Below are 18,148 nucleotides of genomic sequence, written 5' to 3'. Positions count from 1 at the left end.
TGGAAGACCGAAGTTTTCCTGCCGTGGGAGGGGCCACAGCGATGACCGAGACCGTGGAGAGCACGACCGAGGGCCAGTGGACGGCCGAGGACGGGTGGACGGACGGCGGCGAGCGGGCGGACGGGGCCGGGAGCGGTCGGGCCGTCCCCCTGGTGGACATCTCGTCGGCGCCGCCGATCGCCGCCCCGATGCTGCGCACCATGGAACTGGCCAGAGAGCACGGCCCGGCCTTCGTCCAGCGGCTGCACGGCCGGGACAGCCTGATCGTCAGCGGGCTGGAGCTGGTCGAGGAGCTCGCCGACGAGACCCGGTTCACCAAGTCGATCGGCCCGGGCCTGGAGAACGTCCGCCAGTTCACCGGCGACGGCCTGTTCACCGCCTACAACGACGAGCCCAACTGGGCCCGGGCGCACGACATCCTGATGCCGGCCTTCGCGCTCGGCTCGATGCGCACCTACCACCCGGTGATGCTGCGGGTGGCCCGCCGGCTGGTCGACTCCTGGGACCGCCGGGAGGCCGCCGGACTGCCGGTGGACGTGCCCGGCGACATGACCCGGATGACCCTGGACACCATCGGACTGGCCGGCTTCGGCTTCGACTTCGGCTCCTTCGAGCGGGACGAGCCGCACCCCTTCGTCGAGGCGATGGTGCGCTGCCTGGGCTGGGCGATGAACAGGCTCACCCGCGACCCGGAGGCCGACCACCGCGAGCGGGACACGGCCTTCCGGGCCGACGCCGACTACCTGGCCGCCGTGGTGGACGAGGTGATCGCCGCCCGCTCCGCGGAGGGAACCGCCGGGGAGGGAGCTGTTGGGGAGGGCGAGCAGGCTCCGGCCGAGGACCTGCTGGGCCTGATGCTCGGCGCGGTCCGCCCCTCGGACGGGACCCGGCTGGACGCCGAGAACATCCGCAACCAGGTGATCACCTTCCTGATCGCCGGCCACGAGACCACCTCGGGCGCGCTCTCCTTCGCGATGTACTACCTGGTCAAGCACCCGACGGTGCTGCGCCAGGTGCAGCGGGAGGTGGACGGGCTCTGGGGCGACCAGGCCGACCCGGAGCCCTCCTACGAGGACGTCGGACGGCTGCGCCACACCCGCCAGGTGCTCAACGAGGCGCTGCGGCTGTGGCCGACGGCGCCCGCGTTCAGCCGGGAGGCCCGCGAGGACACCCTGCTCGGCGGCCGCATCCCGCTGCGCGCCGGGGAGACCGTCTTCGTCTCCACGCCGATGCTGCACCGGGACCCGTCGTGGGGCGACAACCCGGAGCTGTTCGACCCGTCCCGGTTCGACCCCGAGTGCGAGGAGGCCCGCTCCCCGCACGCCTTCAAGCCCTTCGGCACCGGCGAACGCGCCTGCATCGGACGGCAGTTCGCGCTGCACGAGGCCGTCATGCTGCTCGGCATGCTGGTCCACCGCTACCGGCTGATCGACCACACCGACTACCGGCTGACCATCAAGCAGACGCTCACCATCAAGCCCGACGACTTCACCCTCGGCCTCGCCCGGCGCACGCCCGGCCGGGCCGCGACCGCCTCCGGCTCCACCGCTGCTGCCACCGGCATTGCCGAGCGGCCCGGGACGGCCGGGCGGGTCCGCCAGGGGACCGGGCTGCTGCTCCTGCACGGCTCCAACTACGGCGCCTGCCGGGAGTTCAGCCGGCAGCTCGCGGAGGCCGCGGCCGACCTCGGCTGCGAGACGGAGACCGCCCCGCTGGACGCGTACGCGGACGGGCTGCCCACCGACCGGCCGGTGGTGATCACCGCCGCCTCGTACAACGGGCAGCCGACCGACGACGCGGCCCGGTTCGTCCGGCGCCTCCAGGAGAGCGGTGAGGGGCAGGAGCGCGGGACGGCCGACGGCGTCGAGTACGCGGTGCTCGGCATCGGCGACCGCACCTACGCCGCGACCTACCAGCGCGTCCCGGGGCTGATCGACGACCGGCTCGCCGCGCTCGGCGGCACCCGGCTGCTGGCCCGCGCCGAGGCCGACGCCTCCGGCGACCTGGCCGGTACCGTACGGCAGTTCACCGCCGAGCTGCGCGAGACCCTGCTGGCGCGCTACGGGGACGCCGACGCCCCCGCCGAGGCGCGGCCGGCGGCCGCCTACTCGGTGACCGAGGTGACCGGCGGCCCGCTGGCCGCGCTGGCCGCCCGGCACGGCATGGCGGAGCTGACCGTCACCGCCGTCGGCAGCCTGACCGACCCCGCGTACCACCGGGTCAAGCGGCTGGTCCGGCTGGCCCTGCCGGAGGGCACCGGCTACCGGACCGCCGACCACCTCACCGTGCTCCCGGCCAACGACCCGGCGCTGGTCGAGCGCGCCGCCAAGCTGTTCGGCGCCGACCTCGACACGGTGCTGGGCATCGTGGCGCACCGGCGCACCGGACTGGCCGTCGACCGCCCGCTGACGGTGCGCGAACTGCTCACCCGCCACGTCGAGTTGCAGGACCGGCCGAGCGCCGAGCAGCGCGCCGCCCTGGCCGCGCTCAACCCCTGCCCGCCCGAGCAGGCCGCGCTGCGGGCGCTGCCCGAGGACGACCCGCGCACCCTGCTGGACCTGGTCGAGGACCACCCGGCCCTCCAGGGGCGGCTCGGCTGGCCGGTGCTGCTGGAGCTGCTGCCGCCGATCCGGCCGCGGCACTACTCGATCTCCTCCTCGCCCGCCGGCGACCCGGGCCGGGCGGAGCTGATGGTCTCGGTGCTCAGCGGGCCGGCCCGCTCGGGCCGGGGCACCTTCCGGGGCACCGGCTCCGGCTACCTCGACCGGGTGGCCGTCGGCGACACCGTGCTGGCCCGGGTCCAGCCCTGCCGGGAGGCGTTCCGGATCGGCCACCGGACCCCGGTGGTCATGATCGCGGCCGGCACCGGCCTGGCGCCCTTCCGGGGCGCCGTCGCCGACCGCCGGGCGCTGCTCGCGGAGGGGGCCGGGCTCGCCCCGGCGCTGCTGTACTTCGGCTGCGACGACCCGGACGCGGACTACCTGCACCGCGGTGAGCTGGAGGCGGCCGAGCAGGCCGGCGCGGTCTCGCTGCGGCCCGCCTTCAGCGAGCGGCCGCGGGACGGGCGGCGCTACGTACAGGACCGGATCGCCGCCGAGGCGGCCGAGGTCTGGGAGCTGCTCGAAGCCGGTGCCGAGGTGTACGTGTGCGGCGACGGCGCCCGGATGGCGCCGGGCGTCCGGGAGGCCTTCCGGACGCTGTACCGCGAGCGCGTCCCGGGCGCGGACGAGCAGCGGGCGCAGGCCTGGCTGCAGGGGCTGATCGAGGCCGGGCGGTACGTCGAGGACGTGTACGCCGGCTGACGGCTCACCCCTCCCGAGACGGCCGTGGGCCTGCCGCACCGGTGCGGCAGGCCCACGGCCGTCTCGGGAGGGGACGGCGTCAGTACACGCTGACCTGGTACGCGGAGAGCGCCGCGTTGACGGGCTGGTAGAAGGTCGTCCCACCCGAGGTGCAGTCGCCGCTGCCGCCCGAGGTGAGGCCGAGCGCCTTGGCCCCGTCGTACAGCGGGCCGCCGGAGTCGCCCTCCTCGGCGCAGACGTTGGTCTGGATCAGGCCGCGGACGGTGCTGCCGTCGGTGTAGCGCACGGTGGCGTTGAGCCCGGTGACGGTGCCGCCGTGGGTGCCGGTGGTCGAGCCGGTGCGCTGCACCGCCTCGCCGACGACGGCGTCCGGGGCGGAGGTGAAGCCGCCCGGGTGGCTGAGCGCGCTGTTGTCGTAGCGGACCAGCGCGTAGTCGTGGCCGGGGAAGGTCGAGCCGATGGTCGGGCCGATCAGGTTGGCGTGGTTGACGTCGGTGTACCAGTTGGCGGCGACGTTGCCGCAATGCCCGGCGGTGAGGAAGTAGTAGGTGCTGCCGCTGACCACGTTGAAGCCGAGCGAGCAGCGGTACTGGCCGCCGTAGATGGCGTCGCCGCCGGCGAGCAGCGGGGTGAACGCGCCGGGGACGCGGTGGACGGTGATGGTGGACGCGTCGGCGCCGGCGGAACTCATCAGCTTGGCGAGCGAGACCGGGGAGACGGTGCTGTCGGCGGTCACCACGACGTGTCCGGCGGCCTCGTCGACGTACCAGGCGGTGCCGTTGACCTCGGCGCCCAGGATGGCCTCGCTGACCGCCAGGAGCTGTTCCGGTCGGGCGGTGGGGGCCGTGGGGACGGTGGGGGCGGTGGGGATGGGAGCGGCTGCGGCGCCCGGCGCGGCGACCGCGGTGGCGGTCAGCAGGCCCAGGGCGGCGGCGAGCAGGCGGAAGCGGCGCGTACGGCCGGTACGGCGGGTGGTGCCGGGTGTGGTGCCGGTGCGGGGCGTGGGGCGCATGGTCCTCACCGATCTCCTCCAGAGGGGGGCGACGGCCCTGAGGGTTGGGGCCGTGAAGCGCGGTCAGGCGATGGGCGGACCCCGGCCGGTGCTCTCCGGAAGCACGGCGGATGATCAGCTCCTGACCGGCGCTGACCGGAAGTATGAGGAAACGGACCGTTCGGTACAAGCTTTCTGATGGGGTGTCGGCGGACCCGCAGGCTCAGGAGTGAGCCCGCGGGTCCGCCGTTCGGCGGCTGCCGTGCCGCTCCTACACGGCGGGCACCGGTTCGGACCCGGCGAGCCGGCGGCCGCGGTGGAGGGCGCGCAGCGAGAGCGCGCACGCCGCCCCGAGGGCGCACAGCGCCAGCCAGGGGAGCGCGGCGAGCCCGGCCGCGCGGGCGGCGTCCAGGGCCGCGCCGGTCAGCAGGTTCCCCAGGGTGATGCCGACCCCGCAGACGGTGTTGTAGAGCCCGTAGTGGGTGGCGACCAGGCGGTCCCCGGAGAGCCGGACCACCGTGTCCATCTCGAACGGGTACGCCAGCACCGTGCCCAGGGCCAGCAGGAACGCGGCCAGCGCCGGCGGCCCGGCGGCCAGCGCCCAGCGCCCGGGGCCCGTCTCGGGAACAGGCAGGGCCGAGGCGGCGAGCAGCGGCAGGAAGGCCGCGCCCATCACGGCCACCCCCGCGACCAGGGCCGTCCCCGGCGCGATCCGGGCCCGGCACCAGGCCGTCACCCTGGTCTGGAGCAGGATCGTGCCCAGCCCGGACACCACGAACAGCAGCGCCGTCGCCACCGTCCCGCCGGTGCCGCCGCCGCCCAGCCGGCGGACCTCCAGCGGCAGCGCCAGGTACACCTGGAAGGACAGCACGTACGAGCCGGTCATCGCGCCCGCGAAGAGCAGGAACGGCCGGTTGGCCAGCACCCTGCGCCACTGCGCGAGGACACCCGTACGCTCGTGCCCCTCGTCCGGCCCGGAGCCCCGGCGGGCCGGCAGCGACCGGATCTGCACCGCGCTGAGCACCGCGAACACCCCGGCCGCGACCAGGCAGGTGGTGCGGAAGTCCACCGCCGTCAGCGCCATGCCGACCAGCGGGCCGAGCAGGACGCCCGCCTGGTAGAAGACGTTGAACAGCGCGAACGCGGCCATCCGCCGCTCCTCGCCCGCGTCCCGCGCCAGGTACGCCCGCACGGCCGGGTTGAACAGCGCCCCGGCCAGGCCGGTGGCCGCCGAGGCCGCCACCAGGGCGGGCAGCGAGGAGGAGAGGCCGAGCGCGGCGAAGCCGGCGGTGCGCAGCAGGCAGCCCGCCACGATCAGCGGCTTGTAGCCGAACCGGTCGGCCAGCGTGCCGCCGACCAGGAACATGCCCTGCTGGGTGAAGTTGCGCACCCCGAGCACCAGCCCGACCGTCCAGCCGGCCAGGCCCAGGCCGCCGGACAGGTGCGCGGCCAGGTAGGGCATCAGCATGTAGAAGCCCAGGTTGATGGTGAACTGGTTGACCATCAGCAGCCGGACGCTGCGCTCGTGGCCCCGGAACTGGGCGGTCAGCCCCCTCACGCGGCACCGCCGGGGGCGCCCGGGAGGGTCAGCGGGTCGACCACCTCGGCGCAGCGGGTCCAGCGGGTGACCTCCCGCTCGTCCGGCCGGGCGAGCTCGTCCGGGCCGTCCGCCGGCGGGTGGTCCAGCAGGTCGTGCGCGGCGCCGTACTCGTCGTCGTAGACGGTGCCGAGGTAGCGCTGCGGTCCGTCCGGGAAGATCGCGGCGATCCGGGTACCGGCGGGCCGGGTACGGGCCAGCCAGCCGGCCACCAGGGCGACCGCGCCGACGCTCCAGCCGCCGGTGGCGTAGTGCGAGGCGGCCAGCCGGCGGCAGGTCCAGACGGCCTCGGCCGGGGCGACCCAGTGGACCTCGTCGAAGGCCTGGTAGGCGACGTTGCGCGGGTAGATGCTGGAGCCCAGGCCGCGCATCAGCCGGGTCCGGGCGGGCTGGCCGAAGATCGTGGAGCCGACGGTGTCCACCCCGACCACCCGCAGCCCCGGGTAGAGCTGGCGCAGGACGCGCGAGGTGCCGGCCGAGTGCCCGCCGGTGCCGACGCTGCACACCAGCACGTCCAGGTGGCCCAGTTGGGCGGCGAGCTCCAGCGCCAGCGGGGTGTAGGCGGTGGTGTTGTCGGGGTTGTTGTACTGGTCGGGGCACCACGATCCCGGGTGGCGGGCCAGCAGTTCGGCCACCCGGTCGCGCCGGGCCTGCTGCCAGCCGCCCCGCGGGTGCGCACTGGTGACTGCCTCCACCTCGGCGCCGTACGCGGTGAGCAGCCTGGTCATCGTCGGCTCCAGCCCCGGGTCGGTGACCAGCGTGACCGGGTGCCGGTACACCATGCCGGCCAGCGCGAGCCCCAGTCCCAGCGTGCCGCTGGTGGACTCCACGATCCGGCCACCCGGGCGCAACTCGCCCCGGGCCCGCGCCCGTTGGACCATGTGCAGGGCCGGGCGGTCCTTGATGCCACCGGGGTTGAAGCCCTCCAGCTTGGCCCAGAAACCGCGGCCCGCCGGGGCGAGCGGCTCGCCGATCCGCAGGACCGGGGTGTTGCCGACCAGGCCGCTGAGGGCCGCGTGGTCGTCCGTGCGATGGGTGAGGGACGTCATGTCTCGTCTCCTGTCGGGAAGTTGGCGGAAGGTACGGCAGCTCGGACGGACGCCGAGCCGCTATATCCGCCACCGACCGGTGACCAGCAACGGGCCTCTCGGCCCGGACGTACGGGCGGCGCGCCCGGCGGCGGCCGTCGGGCGGGGCGCGGCAGGCTCCGCCCGGTCCCCGCCGGGGGCGGTGGCAGGGGACGGAGCGGGCAGCGCCGTCGACCGGACGGACCGCTGCGCGGGCGCGGCGGCCTCCCCGGTCGCGCAGTGCCGCTCCAGGGAGTCGGCGGGGAAGTCGCCCGGCTCGGCCGGGGCGGTGGCCGCGGCGGGGGAGCGGAGCGGATGGGCGTCGAGGTGCTGCTGCGGGCAGCCGACGGGCAGCAGGGAGAACAGGCCGAGCAGCAGCGCGGCCAGGAGCCTGATGGGCATGACGGGACTCCGCGCGGCCGCGCGGGGGCGGCAGCGGATCGCGGGGACGGAGGGGGCGGACGCGGGTGACGGGCGCCGGCCCGCGCGCCGCGAGGCGGGCGGGGGCGGGGCGCGGCCCGGGGCCGGTCTAGACCCTCAGCCGGGCGATCCGGTGCGGGGGTTCGAGTGTTCCGGGAGCGGTGCTCCCGGCTCCGGCGTCTCCGGTGCCTCCGGCCGTCGGGCCCGTCGGGTCGGGCGCCGGTGCGGCGTCCCCGAGGGTGGGCTGGGCGGCGACGGCCGACCAGGCGGCCTCGGCGTCGGGGCCGTCCTCGGGCTTCCCGGACAGGCACTCGCCGCCGGGGTGGTCGGCGTCCTCGCCGTGCTCCTGCTGGTGGGCGGGCCGCGTGGGCTGCGGAGCCTTCGGGGCGTTCGGAGCCTGGGGGCTGTCGCCCGCCGCCGTGGCGTGGGCGGACCAGACGATCCGGATCGGATCGGTGTGCCCGGCGCCGGTCTCCGCGCTGAACCCGTGGGACGCGAACACGGCCATCAGCAGGGCGCCCAGCCAGAACAGCCGCGCCGCCACCCCTCGGGGGTGGGCGCGTCGTGTACGCAACGGCGACCGGGCGGTGACCATGCCGTGATCCTAGCCCGACTTCCTGCTCCGCCATAGCGCGCCTCAGATGGTGTGATGAATCGTCAACTGGCTTCATCCGGAGCGCGATCGGAAGAGTCGGAAGAAAGTGTTATCGGCGAGGGCGGGGAGGGTCTCCTGGGCACGGGAGTGAACGCGCGATGCCGTGGGTGAGGTCCATGGCGGGAACGCGGAGCGCGAGATGGGGCGCTCCGCGCGGAGCCAGAGGTCTCCGACCGCGTCCGCCCCCGACGCGCCGCCGGACCGTCCCGTCCGGCCGGCGCACCCGGCGGTCCGCACGCTCCCCCCTGGCTGCGGACCGCCGGGGTCACCGGGTTATTGAGCCGAGGCCCGTTCCTTGGTCAGTCGCCAGACCAGTTCCTCCCCGGTCTCCGCCGGGGCGAGCGCCTCCGCGGGACGGCGCAGGTGCTCGGTGAAGCCGAGGCGGGCCGGGACGGCGCCGCTGGCCCGGTTGGCCGGGTCGTGGACGATCTCGACGGCCTCCACCCCGGGGAGGCGGAAGGCCTCGTCGGCCAGGGCCCGCGCCGTCCGGGTGGCCAGCCCGCGCCCGGTGACGGCAGGGTGCAGCCAGTAGCCGATCTCGCGGACCTCGTCCGGGGTGTCCTCGCGCCGGAACAGCCCGCAGGCACCGACGATCGCGCCGTCGAGCACGATCGCGTACGTGAAGTCCCGCCCGTTCGCCCAGAGTTCCGCGCGGCCGGCGAGGAACTCGGCGGTCTTGGCGCGGCTGTGCTCGCCCACCCAGGGCATCCAGGGCCGCAGGTGCTCCAGCGACTCCTCGATGACGGCGAAGAACTCGGGCAGGTCCGCCTCGCCGTCGAAGCGGCGCAGGGTGGCCCCGTCCAGGGCGATGACGTGCTGGGGATGGGTCATGGCAGGAGGATGGTCCGTGCACGCCTCGCCGGGCAAACGGGTTTTCGGGCCGGGGCCGTCCGATCGTCAGTCCGGGCCGTCCGTCGGGGTGCGCCGCTGCAGCAGGACGGCCGCCTCGCGGTCGGTGACCTCGTGGAACTCGCCGTACCAGGGCCCGGCGGCGTGCGCGTAGCGGGGCAGGTGCAGGCAGACCACCGCGTCCACGTCCCGGCGCAGGTCGGCCGCGATCCGGGCGTCGCCGACCGGCGCCGCGAGGATCAGCCGCTCCGGGTGGTCGGCGGCCAGGGCGTGGAGGGCCGCCCGGGCGGTGAGCGCGTCGGTCAGCCCGTCGGAGACCAGGACGGCGATGCGCCCGCACAGCGGGAGCCGGGCCCGGCCCGGGCGGTAGAGCGCCTCGCGGCGGTGGACCTCGACCCGCTCCCGTTTGACGCTCGCGTCCAGCTCGGCCGAGGTGATCCCGAGGCTCTCCAGGGCGTACCGGTCGAGCAGCGGCGGGTCGCCGTCGGCGATCGCGCCGACCGGGCGGTCGTGGCCGGGCACGGCCAGCGGCCGGACCACCGTGGCGTCGAGCGGGGCGCCCAGCGACTCGGCGACCTCGGCCGCCACCGGCAGCCCGCCGGGGGCCAGGCCGAGGACCACCAGCTCGGCACCGGCCCGCCCGCCCAGCAGCGGGGCGAGGCTGAGGGCCAGCTGGTGGCCGGCGGCGCTGCGGTCGAGGAATCTCACGGGCCCCTCCTCGTCCTCCAGGTGTTCGAGCGGCTCGGCTGGGACCGGGGTGGTGCGGACGGGCGAGCGGCCCGCGGGCGCCGTCCGTTCCGCCCCGTCACCGGGGCGGCTGCCCCGTTGCGGCGGGCTCTAACGTCCGGGCGCGATCCGGGCGCGGTACGGAACGGACGGCGCGTGTGCACCGGCGGGGAACGGGCAGGCGCGGGGCATGGACGGCCGACGGACGGTGCTCCCGCTCGTACCAGTGGTGAGGCCCGCCTGGCACCGTGCACCCGGTGACGGCCCCGCGCCGTCCCCGCCGGACCACGAGCCGGACGCCCGGCCGGAGGCGCGATCGGCGGCTCGGACGGCCGGGCCACGGCTGCTCGCGAGAATCGGGGCCGACCGCGTGCCACGGCTCCACCCCGGCCACCAGCGCACCGGCCGGGCCGAACCGAGGTGAGGAGGCAGGCCGTGGACCGCCCCGGGAACGGTGGGCCGCCAGGCCGGGAGCAGGTCAGGCGACTGGCGCTGGAAGGCGGCCCCGGCACGGTGCGGCGCAGCCGCGAGTTCAGCCGACGGGCGCTGGTGTCCTGGCAGTGGCTGCCGGCCGTCGACGAGGACCGGCGGGCCGCCGCCGAGGACGTCCTGCTGATGGTCGCCGAGCTGGTCGCCAACGCCTGTCTGTACGCTCCCGGCGGCCCGAGCGAGCTGCGGCTCCACTGGGACGGTGCCCGGCTGCGGGTGGAGGTCGCGGACGCCAGCCCCGTCCCGCCGTGCCTGCGCCCGTCCGCCGGTACGGGCCGCCCGGGCGGGCACGGACTGCGGGTGGTGGACCGGCTCTCCGCCGCCTGGGGCTCCCGGCCCGAGGCCGGCGGGAAGCTGGTCTGGCTGGAGGTGTCGCGCCCGCCGGCCCTGACGGCGGCCGGTGCGGACGGGCAGCCGGAACGGCCGGGCTGATCGCGCTCCTCCTCGTCCTCGCCCCGGGTGTTTCCGTCGCTCCGCAGCCGGCGCGCGGCACCCGGCGAACTCCGGGGCCCGGCGCGCCCTTTCCCGTTCCCGTGGCACCGCCCCCCGCTGCCCGACTACCGTTGCCCGGCATGACCGACACCGGGACCGACATCACCGCTGAGCTGGTCCGCGCGCTGCTGCGCGACCAGCACCCCGACCTGGCCGACCATCCCGTGACGCTCGGCGCGCGCGGTTGGGACAACCAGCTGTGGCGGCTCGGCGACGACCTCGCCGTCCGGCTGCCCTGGGCGACGACGTCGGCGGACGAGCTGCTGCGCAAGGAGCACGCCTGGTTGCCCGCCCTCGCCCCGCACCTGCCGCTGCCCGTCCCCGTCCCACAGCGCTTCGGCGAGCCCTCCGAGCGGTTCCCGCGGCCGTGGATCGTCACCACCTGGGTGCCGGGCGAGCCCGCCGACCGCGCGCCCGCCACCCGCGCCGCGCGGGCCGCCGACACCCTGGCCGCCTTCCTGACCGCCCTTCACCGCCCCGCCCCCGACGGTGCGCCCGCCGGTCGCGGCCGCGGCGGACCGCTGGCCGACCACGCCGAGGGCTTCGCCAGGCAGCTCGCCTCGGCCATCGAACTGGGGCTGCTCCCCGACCCGGAGGCCGTCCGCGCGGTCTGGGAGGACGCCGTCACCGCGCCGGAGTGGACGGGCCCGGACCTGTGGCTCCACGGCGACCTGCACCCGGCCAACGTGCTCACCGCCGACGGCACCTTCTGCGGTGTGATCGACTTCGGCGACCTCTTCGCCGGTGACCCGGCCGGTGACCTCGCCGCCGCCTGGATCCTGCTGCCGGACGGCGCCGCCGACCGCTTCCACGCGGCCTACCGGCCCGCCCCGGACCCCGCCACCCTGCGCCGCGCCCGCGGCTGGGCGGTGCTGCGCGCCCTCTCCTGCCTGCGCATCGGCCACGCCGGTGACCACGGCCGCCCCGGCGGCAAGCCCACCTGGGGCCCACCCGCCCGGGCCGCCCTGGCCCGCCTCGTCGCCACGGCGGGCCGCTGACAACGCGCTGCCACCGTCATGCGCTGCCCGTGCCGGCGACGGCGCCCCCCGCCGCCCCCGCCGACCCCCGCTACCGCTCGGCGAGCCCGGGCAGCACCGGCTTCACGTCCAGCACCGGGGTGCCGTCGATCGCCTCCAGTCCGCTGACCCGCAGCCGCGGGCCGTCCACGGCCAGGACGGTGACCCGGTGCAGCCCGATCGGGTTCGGCCGGTCCGGCGAGCGGGTCGCGAACACCCCGGTCTCCGGCCGGGAGCGGTCCCCGCGCGGACGCACCGCCAAGATCTCCCGGTCCGCCCGGTGCAGCCAGGTCAGCAACAGCACCTCCTGCCCGGCCACCAGGTCCCGCAGCCCCCGCTCCACCTCGGCCTCGAAGGCCACCCACGCCTCCGGCGCGCCCTCGTCCCCCTGCCTCGGCGCCCCCGCCCGCTCCAGCAAGGGCGACTCCACCCACCCGATCGCCCGCACCTCGAACCCGCGCTCCCGCTGGTTCCGCTCCCGCAAACCCCTGTCCGTCATTGCGCCCTCCGTGCACCCTCGGCTCCGTCCGGCAGCACGGTAGCGGGCTCGGGTGTCGGTGCCCCGGTGCAGACTGGAAGTTCCCTCTCGTGGTTGATGGCAGAGATGAGACGCCATGAACGAGTACGACGGTGAACTCCCTACGCGCAACCTGGTCTTCAACACCGACCTCGACCGCCTCCTCGACCTCGACCGAGACGACCTCGGTGTCCCCGAACAGCCCGGCCTGTGGCACCGGCTGCGCGCCGACCGGCGGCCGGTGGCCCAGCGCGGGCTGCTCTGCCCCACCTGCCGGGACGCCCGCCCCGAGCAGCCGGAGTGGATGTACCTGTCGTTCCGGCGCGGTCGGCGCATCGCCTCCCACCACAACCCGCACCGCCGGGCCCACACCGCTGCCCAGGACGAGCAGCGCGAGGCCTACCAGGAGCGCTACGCCCGGGCCGCCGCGAGCGACGGGCACGCCGTCGAGATCGGGGCCGGGACGGCCGACGGGCGGCGGCCCGCCGTCCTGGTCACCGGCGCGGACGGCCGCCGGTTCGGGTTCGAGCCCCAACTCTCCTACGTCAGCGCGCAGTCCGTCCGGCGTCGGAACCGGCTGGCGCGGGAGGACGGCATCACCGCGGTCTGGCACACCGTCGACCCGAACGCGCCGCTCATCGACCAGGTCCACTGGGTGCGCACCGACAACCTGCCGGCCCGGGCCATCCGCGAGGACCGCGACCTGCTGCTGCGCGGCGGGGTGCGGACCCTCCAACTGCTGAAGTGCGACCGCGTCAGCCCGCGGCCCTGCCAGGTGCGCGGCGGCGGCCGCTGCGGGCGGTGGCACCCGACGTGGGCGGTGCTGGTCCCGCGGATCGACGACTTCGTGCGCCGGGTCGCCGGCGGCGTGTATGTGCCGATCACCCAACGGACCCGGAACGGCGGCCCGCTGCGCTTCTGGGCGCCCGAGGCGGACCGGCGCCGCTTCCTCGCCAACGGCGGGGTGCTGGCGGACCGGACGGACCGGCCGGTGGTCCCGCGTCAGCGCGGGGCCGACCAGCCGCGGGTGCCGGAGCGGCGCCGCGCTCCGCACCGCCCGCCGCATCGGCTGCTGCTGCCCGGGGACCCGTACGACCCGGTGGGTGAGCCGCTCACCTCCGATCGGGTGATCCCGCCGGTGCGGCGGGAGATCTGCTCGGCGGGCCGGATCCCGTGCGGAGCGTCGGGAGCCCGGCTGTATCCGGGCGGCTGGTACTGCGACGCCCACCGGCCGGGGGCGCCGGGGTGACGGCGCGGCCCGGCCCCGGGCGGTCGGCGCCCGGTCCGGCGGCGACGGCGCGAGGGGTCTCACCGCGGCAGGCAGGACTCCTCGCCGATCGCGACCAGGAGTTCGAGCGGGAACTCCCGGTCGGCCTGCCCGATGATCAGGCCCACCCAGCGCCCGGTGGACGGCACCCGCCACACCGGCAGGTGGAAGACGAGGGAGGCCAGGGAGACCAGCGGCTCGGGCCCGTCGGTGTCGGCGAAGTCCGGCTGGTCGTACCCGAGGTGGGACCAGAGGTCGATCGTGTCCGGGGCGCCCCAGCGGTCGGTCAGGACGGCGGTCAGGGCGGTGAGGTCGGTTTCGAGTTCGTCCTCGGCCTCGGTGACGGTTTCGGGGCCCGGGTCGTCCCAGAAGTCGCGGCTCGCCCGGAGCACGGCGAGCTGGTGCCCGGGGCCGCCCCAGCCGTGCTCGGTCCTCGTGTCCGCGCGCTCGGGGAACGGGGCGGCGAGGAGGGAGTCGAGGACCGACAGCTGGTCGTCGACGGAGCCTACGGAGTGCGGCAGTGACATGGCCCGGAGTGTAGGGCCGGCCCCTGACAGGCCCCGCTACGGCGACCGGACGGGGAGGACCAGCCAGGACGGTTCGAGCGGGAGCAGGTGCCCGGTGAGGGTGTGGACGTCGGTGGGGACGGCGGCGCGGGGGAGCAGGGCGGGGAGGTGGTCGGTGGTGTAGGCGTGGTGGGCGGCGGGGGTGGTCCAGAGGGTGGTGACGAGGTAGCGGTCGGGTGCGAGGCGGGTGACGGCGCCGCCGAGCATGCCGTCGGCGGCGGCCATGCCCGGGGCCCAGAGGCGGCGTTGGACGTCGAGGAAGTGGTCGGCGCGCCCCGGGCGGAGGCGGCAGTCGGCGGCCCGCAGGACGGTGGCGCGGGTGAGGGCGTCGGGGAGGGACGGGGAGCCGCCCGGCATGGTGAGGACGACCGGTCCGGTGGCGACCTCGATCGCGCTGTAGGCGGAGTGCTGGGCGGCGGCGGCCCGGTCGTGGCGTTCGCGCAGGAAGCGGGTGTAGGCGGGCTCGTCGGCCCACAGGGCGAGCAGGAGGGCGCGGTCGCCGTCCGGTGCCCAGCCGCCGGCCTGGCCGACCAGGCCCGGCTGGTCGGAGATCGCCGACCAGCGGCGCTGGCCGGCGGCGAACGCCTCGTGTGCTCCGGGCCGTACCCGGCAGTCGATCCACTTGCCCCACATGCGGGCCATCCTGCCGCCGGGAGGCGGAGGAGGGTCAATCGGGCGCTGGTCGCGGGGGCGGTACGGCCGGGGGCGTAGGTCCTCTTTGTCGGATGAGGGCCGATGGCTGGATCTTGCAGACTCCCGTCATTGCCGCCAGAGCCGCCTCCGGGCGAGGGTGGGGGCATGGACGACGCACTCCGCCTGCCGCATCTGGTCGTGGTCCCGGTGTTCCCCGGGGTGAACGCGCTGGACGTGGCCGGGCCCGCCGAGATCTTCGCGCTGGCCGGCCGGCTGCTGCCGCCCGGGCGGCCCGGGTACGAGGTGCGGGTGTGCGCCGAGCGGAGCGGGCCGGTGGAGACCTTCTCGGGGGTGCCGCTGCACGTGACCGGGACGCTGGCGCAGGCGCGGGTCCGCGCGGACACGGTGCTGGTGCCGGGCCGGGTGGACCTGGGGCCGGACGGGCCGGTGCCCCGGGTGGACCAGGCCGTGGTGGCCTGGCTGCGGGAGGCCGGGCCACGGGCCGGACGGGTCGCCTCGGTCTGCGCGGGCGCGCACGTGACGGCGGCGGCCGGGCTGCTGGACGGGCACCGCGCGACCACCCACTGGGCGACCGCCGAGCGGCTGGCCGCCGACCACCCGGCCGTCGAGGTGGACGCCGATCCGGTGTTCATCCGCTCCGGGCGGATGTGGACCAGCGCCGGCCTGAGCACCTCGATGGACCTCACCCTGGCGCTGGTCGCCGAGGACCACGGCGACGACCTCGCGCTGGAGATCGCCAGGATCATGGTGATGTACCTGCAACGCCCGGGTGGCCAGAGCCAGTTCAGCGTGCCGCTGGCCCACCACCCGGGCGGCCGGGTGGACCTGCGGGACCTGCGCCGCTGGATCGGCGAGCACCTGGACGGCGACCTGTCGGTGCCCGTACTCGCCGGCCGGCTCGCCATGAGCGAGCGGCACTTCGCCCGGGTGTTCCGTACGGAGACCGGTACGACGCCCGGGGCGTACGTCGAGGGGCTGAGGCTGGAGGCGGCGCGCCGGCTGATGGAGCGCACCGACCACCCGCTGCCCGGGGTCGCCCGGGCCTGCGGCTTCGGCTCCGTCGAGACCCTGCACCGGGTGTTCCGGGACCGGCTCTCCACCACGCCGGGGGACTACCGGAGCCGCTTCCGCGTCCGGGCCGAAAACTGATTGACCGTCAATTCACCGCTAGGGAAAGAGCACTGTGAAGATCAAGGCCACCCACATCGGCACCGCGACCGTCCTGCTGGAGGTCGGCGGGCTGCGGCTGCTCACCGACCCCGTCTTCGATCCGGCTCCGGCCGAGTACCGGCACGACCCGGTGGTCCTGCGTAGCACCGGCGCCCCGGCGATCGGTGCGCACGAGCTGCCGCCGGTGGACGCCGTGCTGCTCAGCCACGACGAGCACCCCGACAACCTGGACGCCACCGGCCGGACCCTGCTCGCCGGGCGGCCGGTGCTGACCACCGTCAGCGGGGCCGCCCGGATCGGCGGCGGCGCGCTCGGGCTGGCGCCCTGGCAGAGCCGCACCCTGACGGTGGACGGCCGGACCCTGCGGGTGACCGGCACGCCGGGCCTGCACGGTCCGGTCGGGGACGTGACCGGCTTCGTGGTCGAGGTGCCCGGTGAGGAGGAGGCGCTCTACATCTCGGGTGACACCGTCCACATCCCCGAACTGGACGCGGTGGGGCGGAAGTTCCGGATCGGTACGGCCTTCCTGCACCTCGGCGCGGCCCGGATCGGGGCCTTCGGCGGCGGTGCGCTGATCACCATGGACGGGGCGCAGGCCGCCGCGCTCACCGCCTCGCTCGGTGCCCGCCGGGTCGTCCCCGTCCACTACACCTCGTGGGAGCACTTCACCGAGGGGCGGGCGGAGACCACCGCGCGGTTCGAGGCGGCCGGCCTGGCCGACCGGCTGCACTGGCTCGCCCCGGGCGTCCCGGAACTGCTGGGCTGACGGGCCGGCTCGAACGCGGCGCCCGGGGCAGGCGGCTCAGAACGCGGCGACCGGGGGCAGCCGGTGCAGGATGCGTTCCATGCCGCCGGTCCAGTTGGCCTCCAGCGCGGCGACGGCCTGGTCGATGTCGCCGTCCAGCAGGCACTGGGCGATCCGCTCGTGCTCCTCGGCGGCGCGCTCCAGGATCTCGTGGTCGCCGACCACCACCCGCTCGTAGCGGTGCAGGGTGAGCTTCAGCGAGTCGATCATCTCGCGCAGCCGGGCATTGGCGCAGCCGGAGAGCAGCAGGGCGTGCCAGGCGTCGTCGTGGCGCTCTATCGTGCCGTGCGGGGCCTGCGGGGCGGAGAAGGCGCGGGCCTCGGCGAGCAGCCGGGGGGCGATCTCGGCCAGGTGGGCCGGGTCGGAGGTGCGCAGGGCCAGCGACTCCAGGGCGATGACGATCGCGGTGAGGTCGAGGAACTCCTGTTTGCCGGTGGGGGCGAAGCGGAAGCCCTTGCCGCGTTCGCTGGTGATGATGCCCTCGCGCTCCAGGCTGATCAGGGCCTCGCGCAGGGGGGTTCGGCTCACGCCCAGTTCCTCGGCGAGCTGGACCTCGTTGATCGACTCGCCGGGGGTGAACCGGCCGCGGCCGAGCTGCTCCAGGAGTTCGTCCTTGACCTGCTCGCGCAGCGGACGCCGCTCGATCGCCATCGGGCTTCCCTTCTTCCTGGTCGGTAGCGTACCGGCCGGGCGACCGGCACCGGTGGCCGGGCGGCCGGCCACCAGCGGGCGGGCGCCCGGCCGTCGGTGCCCGACCGCCCGGGCCGGGTCCTGGCGGGTGGTCGGTCAGGCGGTCAGGCCGTACCGGCGCCGTCCACGGCGATGACCGCGCCGCTGACGAAGGCGGCGGCGTCGCTGGCCAGGAAGGCGACGGTCTGCGCGATGTCCCGGGGCTGGCCGATCCGGCCGAGCGGGCGGTCGGCGGCGTCGGTGTAGAAGGCGTCGGGGCTCTCGCCGAGTTGGCGGGCCTCCTCGGCGAGCATGCCGGTGTCGGTGTCGCCCGGGCAGACGCAGTTGACCCGGATGTTGTCCGGGCCGTGGTCGATGGCCATCGCCCGGGTCATGTTGACCACGGCGCCCTTGGAGGCGCAGTAGGAGATGGCCCGGCCGCCGCCCTTGATGCCCCAGCCGGATCCGGTGTTGACGATGCTGCCGCCGCCGCTCGCGGCCATCAGCGGCACCACCAGCCCGCTGAGCAGCATGATCGAGCGGACGTTGACGGCCATCACCAGGTCCCAGTCCTCGTCGCTGATCTCGGTGACGGTGGAGCGGCGGATGATGCCCGCGTTGTTGAACAGTACGTCCACGCCGCCGTGTTGCTCGACAGCGGTGCTGACGGCCCGCTCGCAGTCGGCGCGCCGGGAGACGTCGCAGCGGACGAAGGTGCCGCCGATCTCCTTGGCGGCCTGTTCGCCGCGCTCGGCGTCGAGGTCGAGGAGGACGACGGCGGCGCCGAGTTCGGCGAGCAGGGCGGCGGTGGCCCGGCCGATGCCGGAGGCGGCGCCGGTGACGATCGCGCGCTTGTCGTGCAGGTCGATCATGGGGGGCTCCTCTGTGGGTGGGAG

General features: G+C 75.8%; 18 protein-coding genes. 6 read left to right on the top strand and 12 right to left on the bottom strand.

The genetic code is table 11. The features are described from left to right. The first annotated feature begins 41 nt into the window (after positions 1-41). Positions 42-3,302 (top strand): bifunctional cytochrome P450/NADPH--P450 reductase, encoded by a 3,261-nt coding sequence (locus AMK13_RS18750; protein ID WP_079272270.1) that lies wholly within the window; start codon positions 42-44, stop codon positions 3,300-3,302. 79 nt (positions 3,303-3,381) lie between these two features. Here the strand turns inward: AMK13_RS18750 and AMK13_RS18745 are convergent, their stop codons facing one another. The 7 genes from AMK13_RS18745 to AMK13_RS18710 form a co-directional block, all read right to left on the bottom strand. Further along, positions 3,382-4,323 carry a S1 family peptidase gene (locus AMK13_RS18745; RefSeq protein WP_443333953.1) on the bottom strand — a complete coding sequence of 314 codons (942 nt, stop codon included), beginning with the start codon at positions 4,321-4,323 and terminating at the stop codon, positions 3,382-3,384. A 241-nt stretch (positions 4,324-4,564) separates the two neighbouring features. Continuing rightward, the gene (locus AMK13_RS18735; protein ID WP_074003322.1) at positions 4,565-5,797 is read right to left on the bottom strand and encodes an MFS transporter; all 1,233 of its coding nucleotides are present in this window, start codon (positions 5,795-5,797) and stop codon (positions 4,565-4,567) included. A gap of 50 nt (positions 5,798-5,847) precedes the next feature. Beyond that, complete coding sequence (locus AMK13_RS18730; protein ID WP_074003208.1) at positions 5,848-6,939, bottom strand: PLP-dependent cysteine synthase family protein; 1,092 nt, start codon at positions 6,937-6,939, stop codon at positions 5,848-5,850. 60 nt (positions 6,940-6,999) lie between these two features. After that, the gene (locus tag AMK13_RS18725) at positions 7,000-7,359 is read right to left on the bottom strand and encodes a hypothetical protein (RefSeq protein WP_074003207.1); all 360 of its coding nucleotides are present in this window, start codon (positions 7,357-7,359) and stop codon (positions 7,000-7,002) included. A gap of 127 nt (positions 7,360-7,486) precedes the next feature. Then, positions 7,487-7,972, bottom strand: coding sequence for a hypothetical protein (locus AMK13_RS18720; protein ID WP_143204568.1), 486 nt, complete (start codon positions 7,970-7,972; stop codon positions 7,487-7,489). A 333-nt stretch (positions 7,973-8,305) separates the two neighbouring features. Beyond that, positions 8,306-8,863 carry a GNAT family N-acetyltransferase gene (locus AMK13_RS18715; RefSeq protein WP_074003205.1) on the bottom strand — a complete coding sequence of 186 codons (558 nt, stop codon included), beginning with the start codon at positions 8,861-8,863 and terminating at the stop codon, positions 8,306-8,308. 66 nt (positions 8,864-8,929) lie between these two features. Continuing rightward, positions 8,930-9,589, bottom strand: a complete 660-nt coding sequence (locus AMK13_RS18710; RefSeq protein ID WP_074003204.1) for a phosphoribosyltransferase — start codon at positions 9,587-9,589, stop codon at positions 8,930-8,932. 453 nt (positions 9,590-10,042) lie between these two features. Between AMK13_RS18710 and AMK13_RS18705 the strand changes: the two genes are divergently transcribed. Beyond that, a complete protein-coding gene (locus AMK13_RS18705) occupies positions 10,043-10,528 on the top strand; it encodes an ATP-binding protein (RefSeq protein ID WP_074003203.1) in 486 nt (161 codons plus the stop codon). 140 nt (positions 10,529-10,668) lie between these two features. Beyond that, entirely contained in the window at positions 10,669-11,586 is a 918-nt protein-coding gene (locus AMK13_RS18700) for an aminoglycoside phosphotransferase family protein (RefSeq protein ID WP_074003202.1), read from the top strand. 70 nt (positions 11,587-11,656) lie between these two features. On the opposite strand, the gene tsaA is transcribed toward AMK13_RS18700, so the two are convergent. Then, a complete protein-coding gene (gene tsaA / locus AMK13_RS18695; protein ID WP_107418773.1) occupies positions 11,657-12,103 on the bottom strand; it encodes a tRNA (N6-threonylcarbamoyladenosine(37)-N6)-methyltransferase TrmO in 447 nt (148 codons plus the stop codon). 115 nt (positions 12,104-12,218) lie between these two features. Here tsaA and AMK13_RS18690 point away from each other — a divergent pair, with 115 nt between their 5' ends. Next, positions 12,219-13,370 carry a hypothetical protein gene (locus AMK13_RS18690; RefSeq protein ID WP_074003201.1) on the top strand — a complete coding sequence of 384 codons (1,152 nt, stop codon included), beginning with the start codon at positions 12,219-12,221 and terminating at the stop codon, positions 13,368-13,370. 59 nt (positions 13,371-13,429) lie between these two features. Here the strand turns inward: AMK13_RS18690 and AMK13_RS18685 are convergent, their stop codons facing one another. Further along, positions 13,430-13,915: a hypothetical protein gene (locus tag AMK13_RS18685; protein ID WP_074003200.1), complete on the bottom strand. Its 486-nt coding sequence runs from the start codon at positions 13,913-13,915 to the stop codon at positions 13,430-13,432. A 36-nt stretch (positions 13,916-13,951) separates the two neighbouring features. Then, positions 13,952-14,587 carry a DUF4937 domain-containing protein gene (locus tag AMK13_RS18680; protein ID WP_074003199.1) on the bottom strand — a complete coding sequence of 212 codons (636 nt, stop codon included), beginning with the start codon at positions 14,585-14,587 and terminating at the stop codon, positions 13,952-13,954. Positions 14,588-14,752: 165 nt separating this feature from the next. Here AMK13_RS18680 and AMK13_RS18675 point away from each other — a divergent pair, with 165 nt between their 5' ends. Further along, positions 14,753-15,757 carry a GlxA family transcriptional regulator gene (locus AMK13_RS18675; protein WP_074003198.1) on the top strand — a complete coding sequence of 335 codons (1,005 nt, stop codon included), beginning with the start codon at positions 14,753-14,755 and terminating at the stop codon, positions 15,755-15,757. Between the two features lie 34 nt (positions 15,758-15,791). Next, the gene (locus tag AMK13_RS18670) at positions 15,792-16,544 is read left to right on the top strand and encodes an MBL fold metallo-hydrolase (protein ID WP_074003197.1); all 753 of its coding nucleotides are present in this window, start codon (positions 15,792-15,794) and stop codon (positions 16,542-16,544) included. 36 nt (positions 16,545-16,580) lie between these two features. Here the strand turns inward: AMK13_RS18670 and AMK13_RS18665 are convergent, their stop codons facing one another. Next, entirely contained in the window at positions 16,581-17,234 is a 654-nt protein-coding gene (locus AMK13_RS18665) for a GntR family transcriptional regulator (protein ID WP_049657573.1), read from the bottom strand. A gap of 143 nt (positions 17,235-17,377) precedes the next feature. Further along, entirely contained in the window at positions 17,378-18,124 is a 747-nt protein-coding gene (locus tag AMK13_RS18660; RefSeq protein WP_074003196.1) for an SDR family NAD(P)-dependent oxidoreductase, read from the bottom strand. Between the last annotated feature and the right edge of the window lie 24 nt (positions 18,125-18,148).

The organism is Streptomyces sp. CB02056 (assembly GCF_001905545.1).
GTDB lineage: Bacteria > Actinomycetota > Actinomycetes > Streptomycetales > Streptomycetaceae > Kitasatospora.
This window is presented reverse-complemented; position numbering and strand designations above follow the sequence as displayed.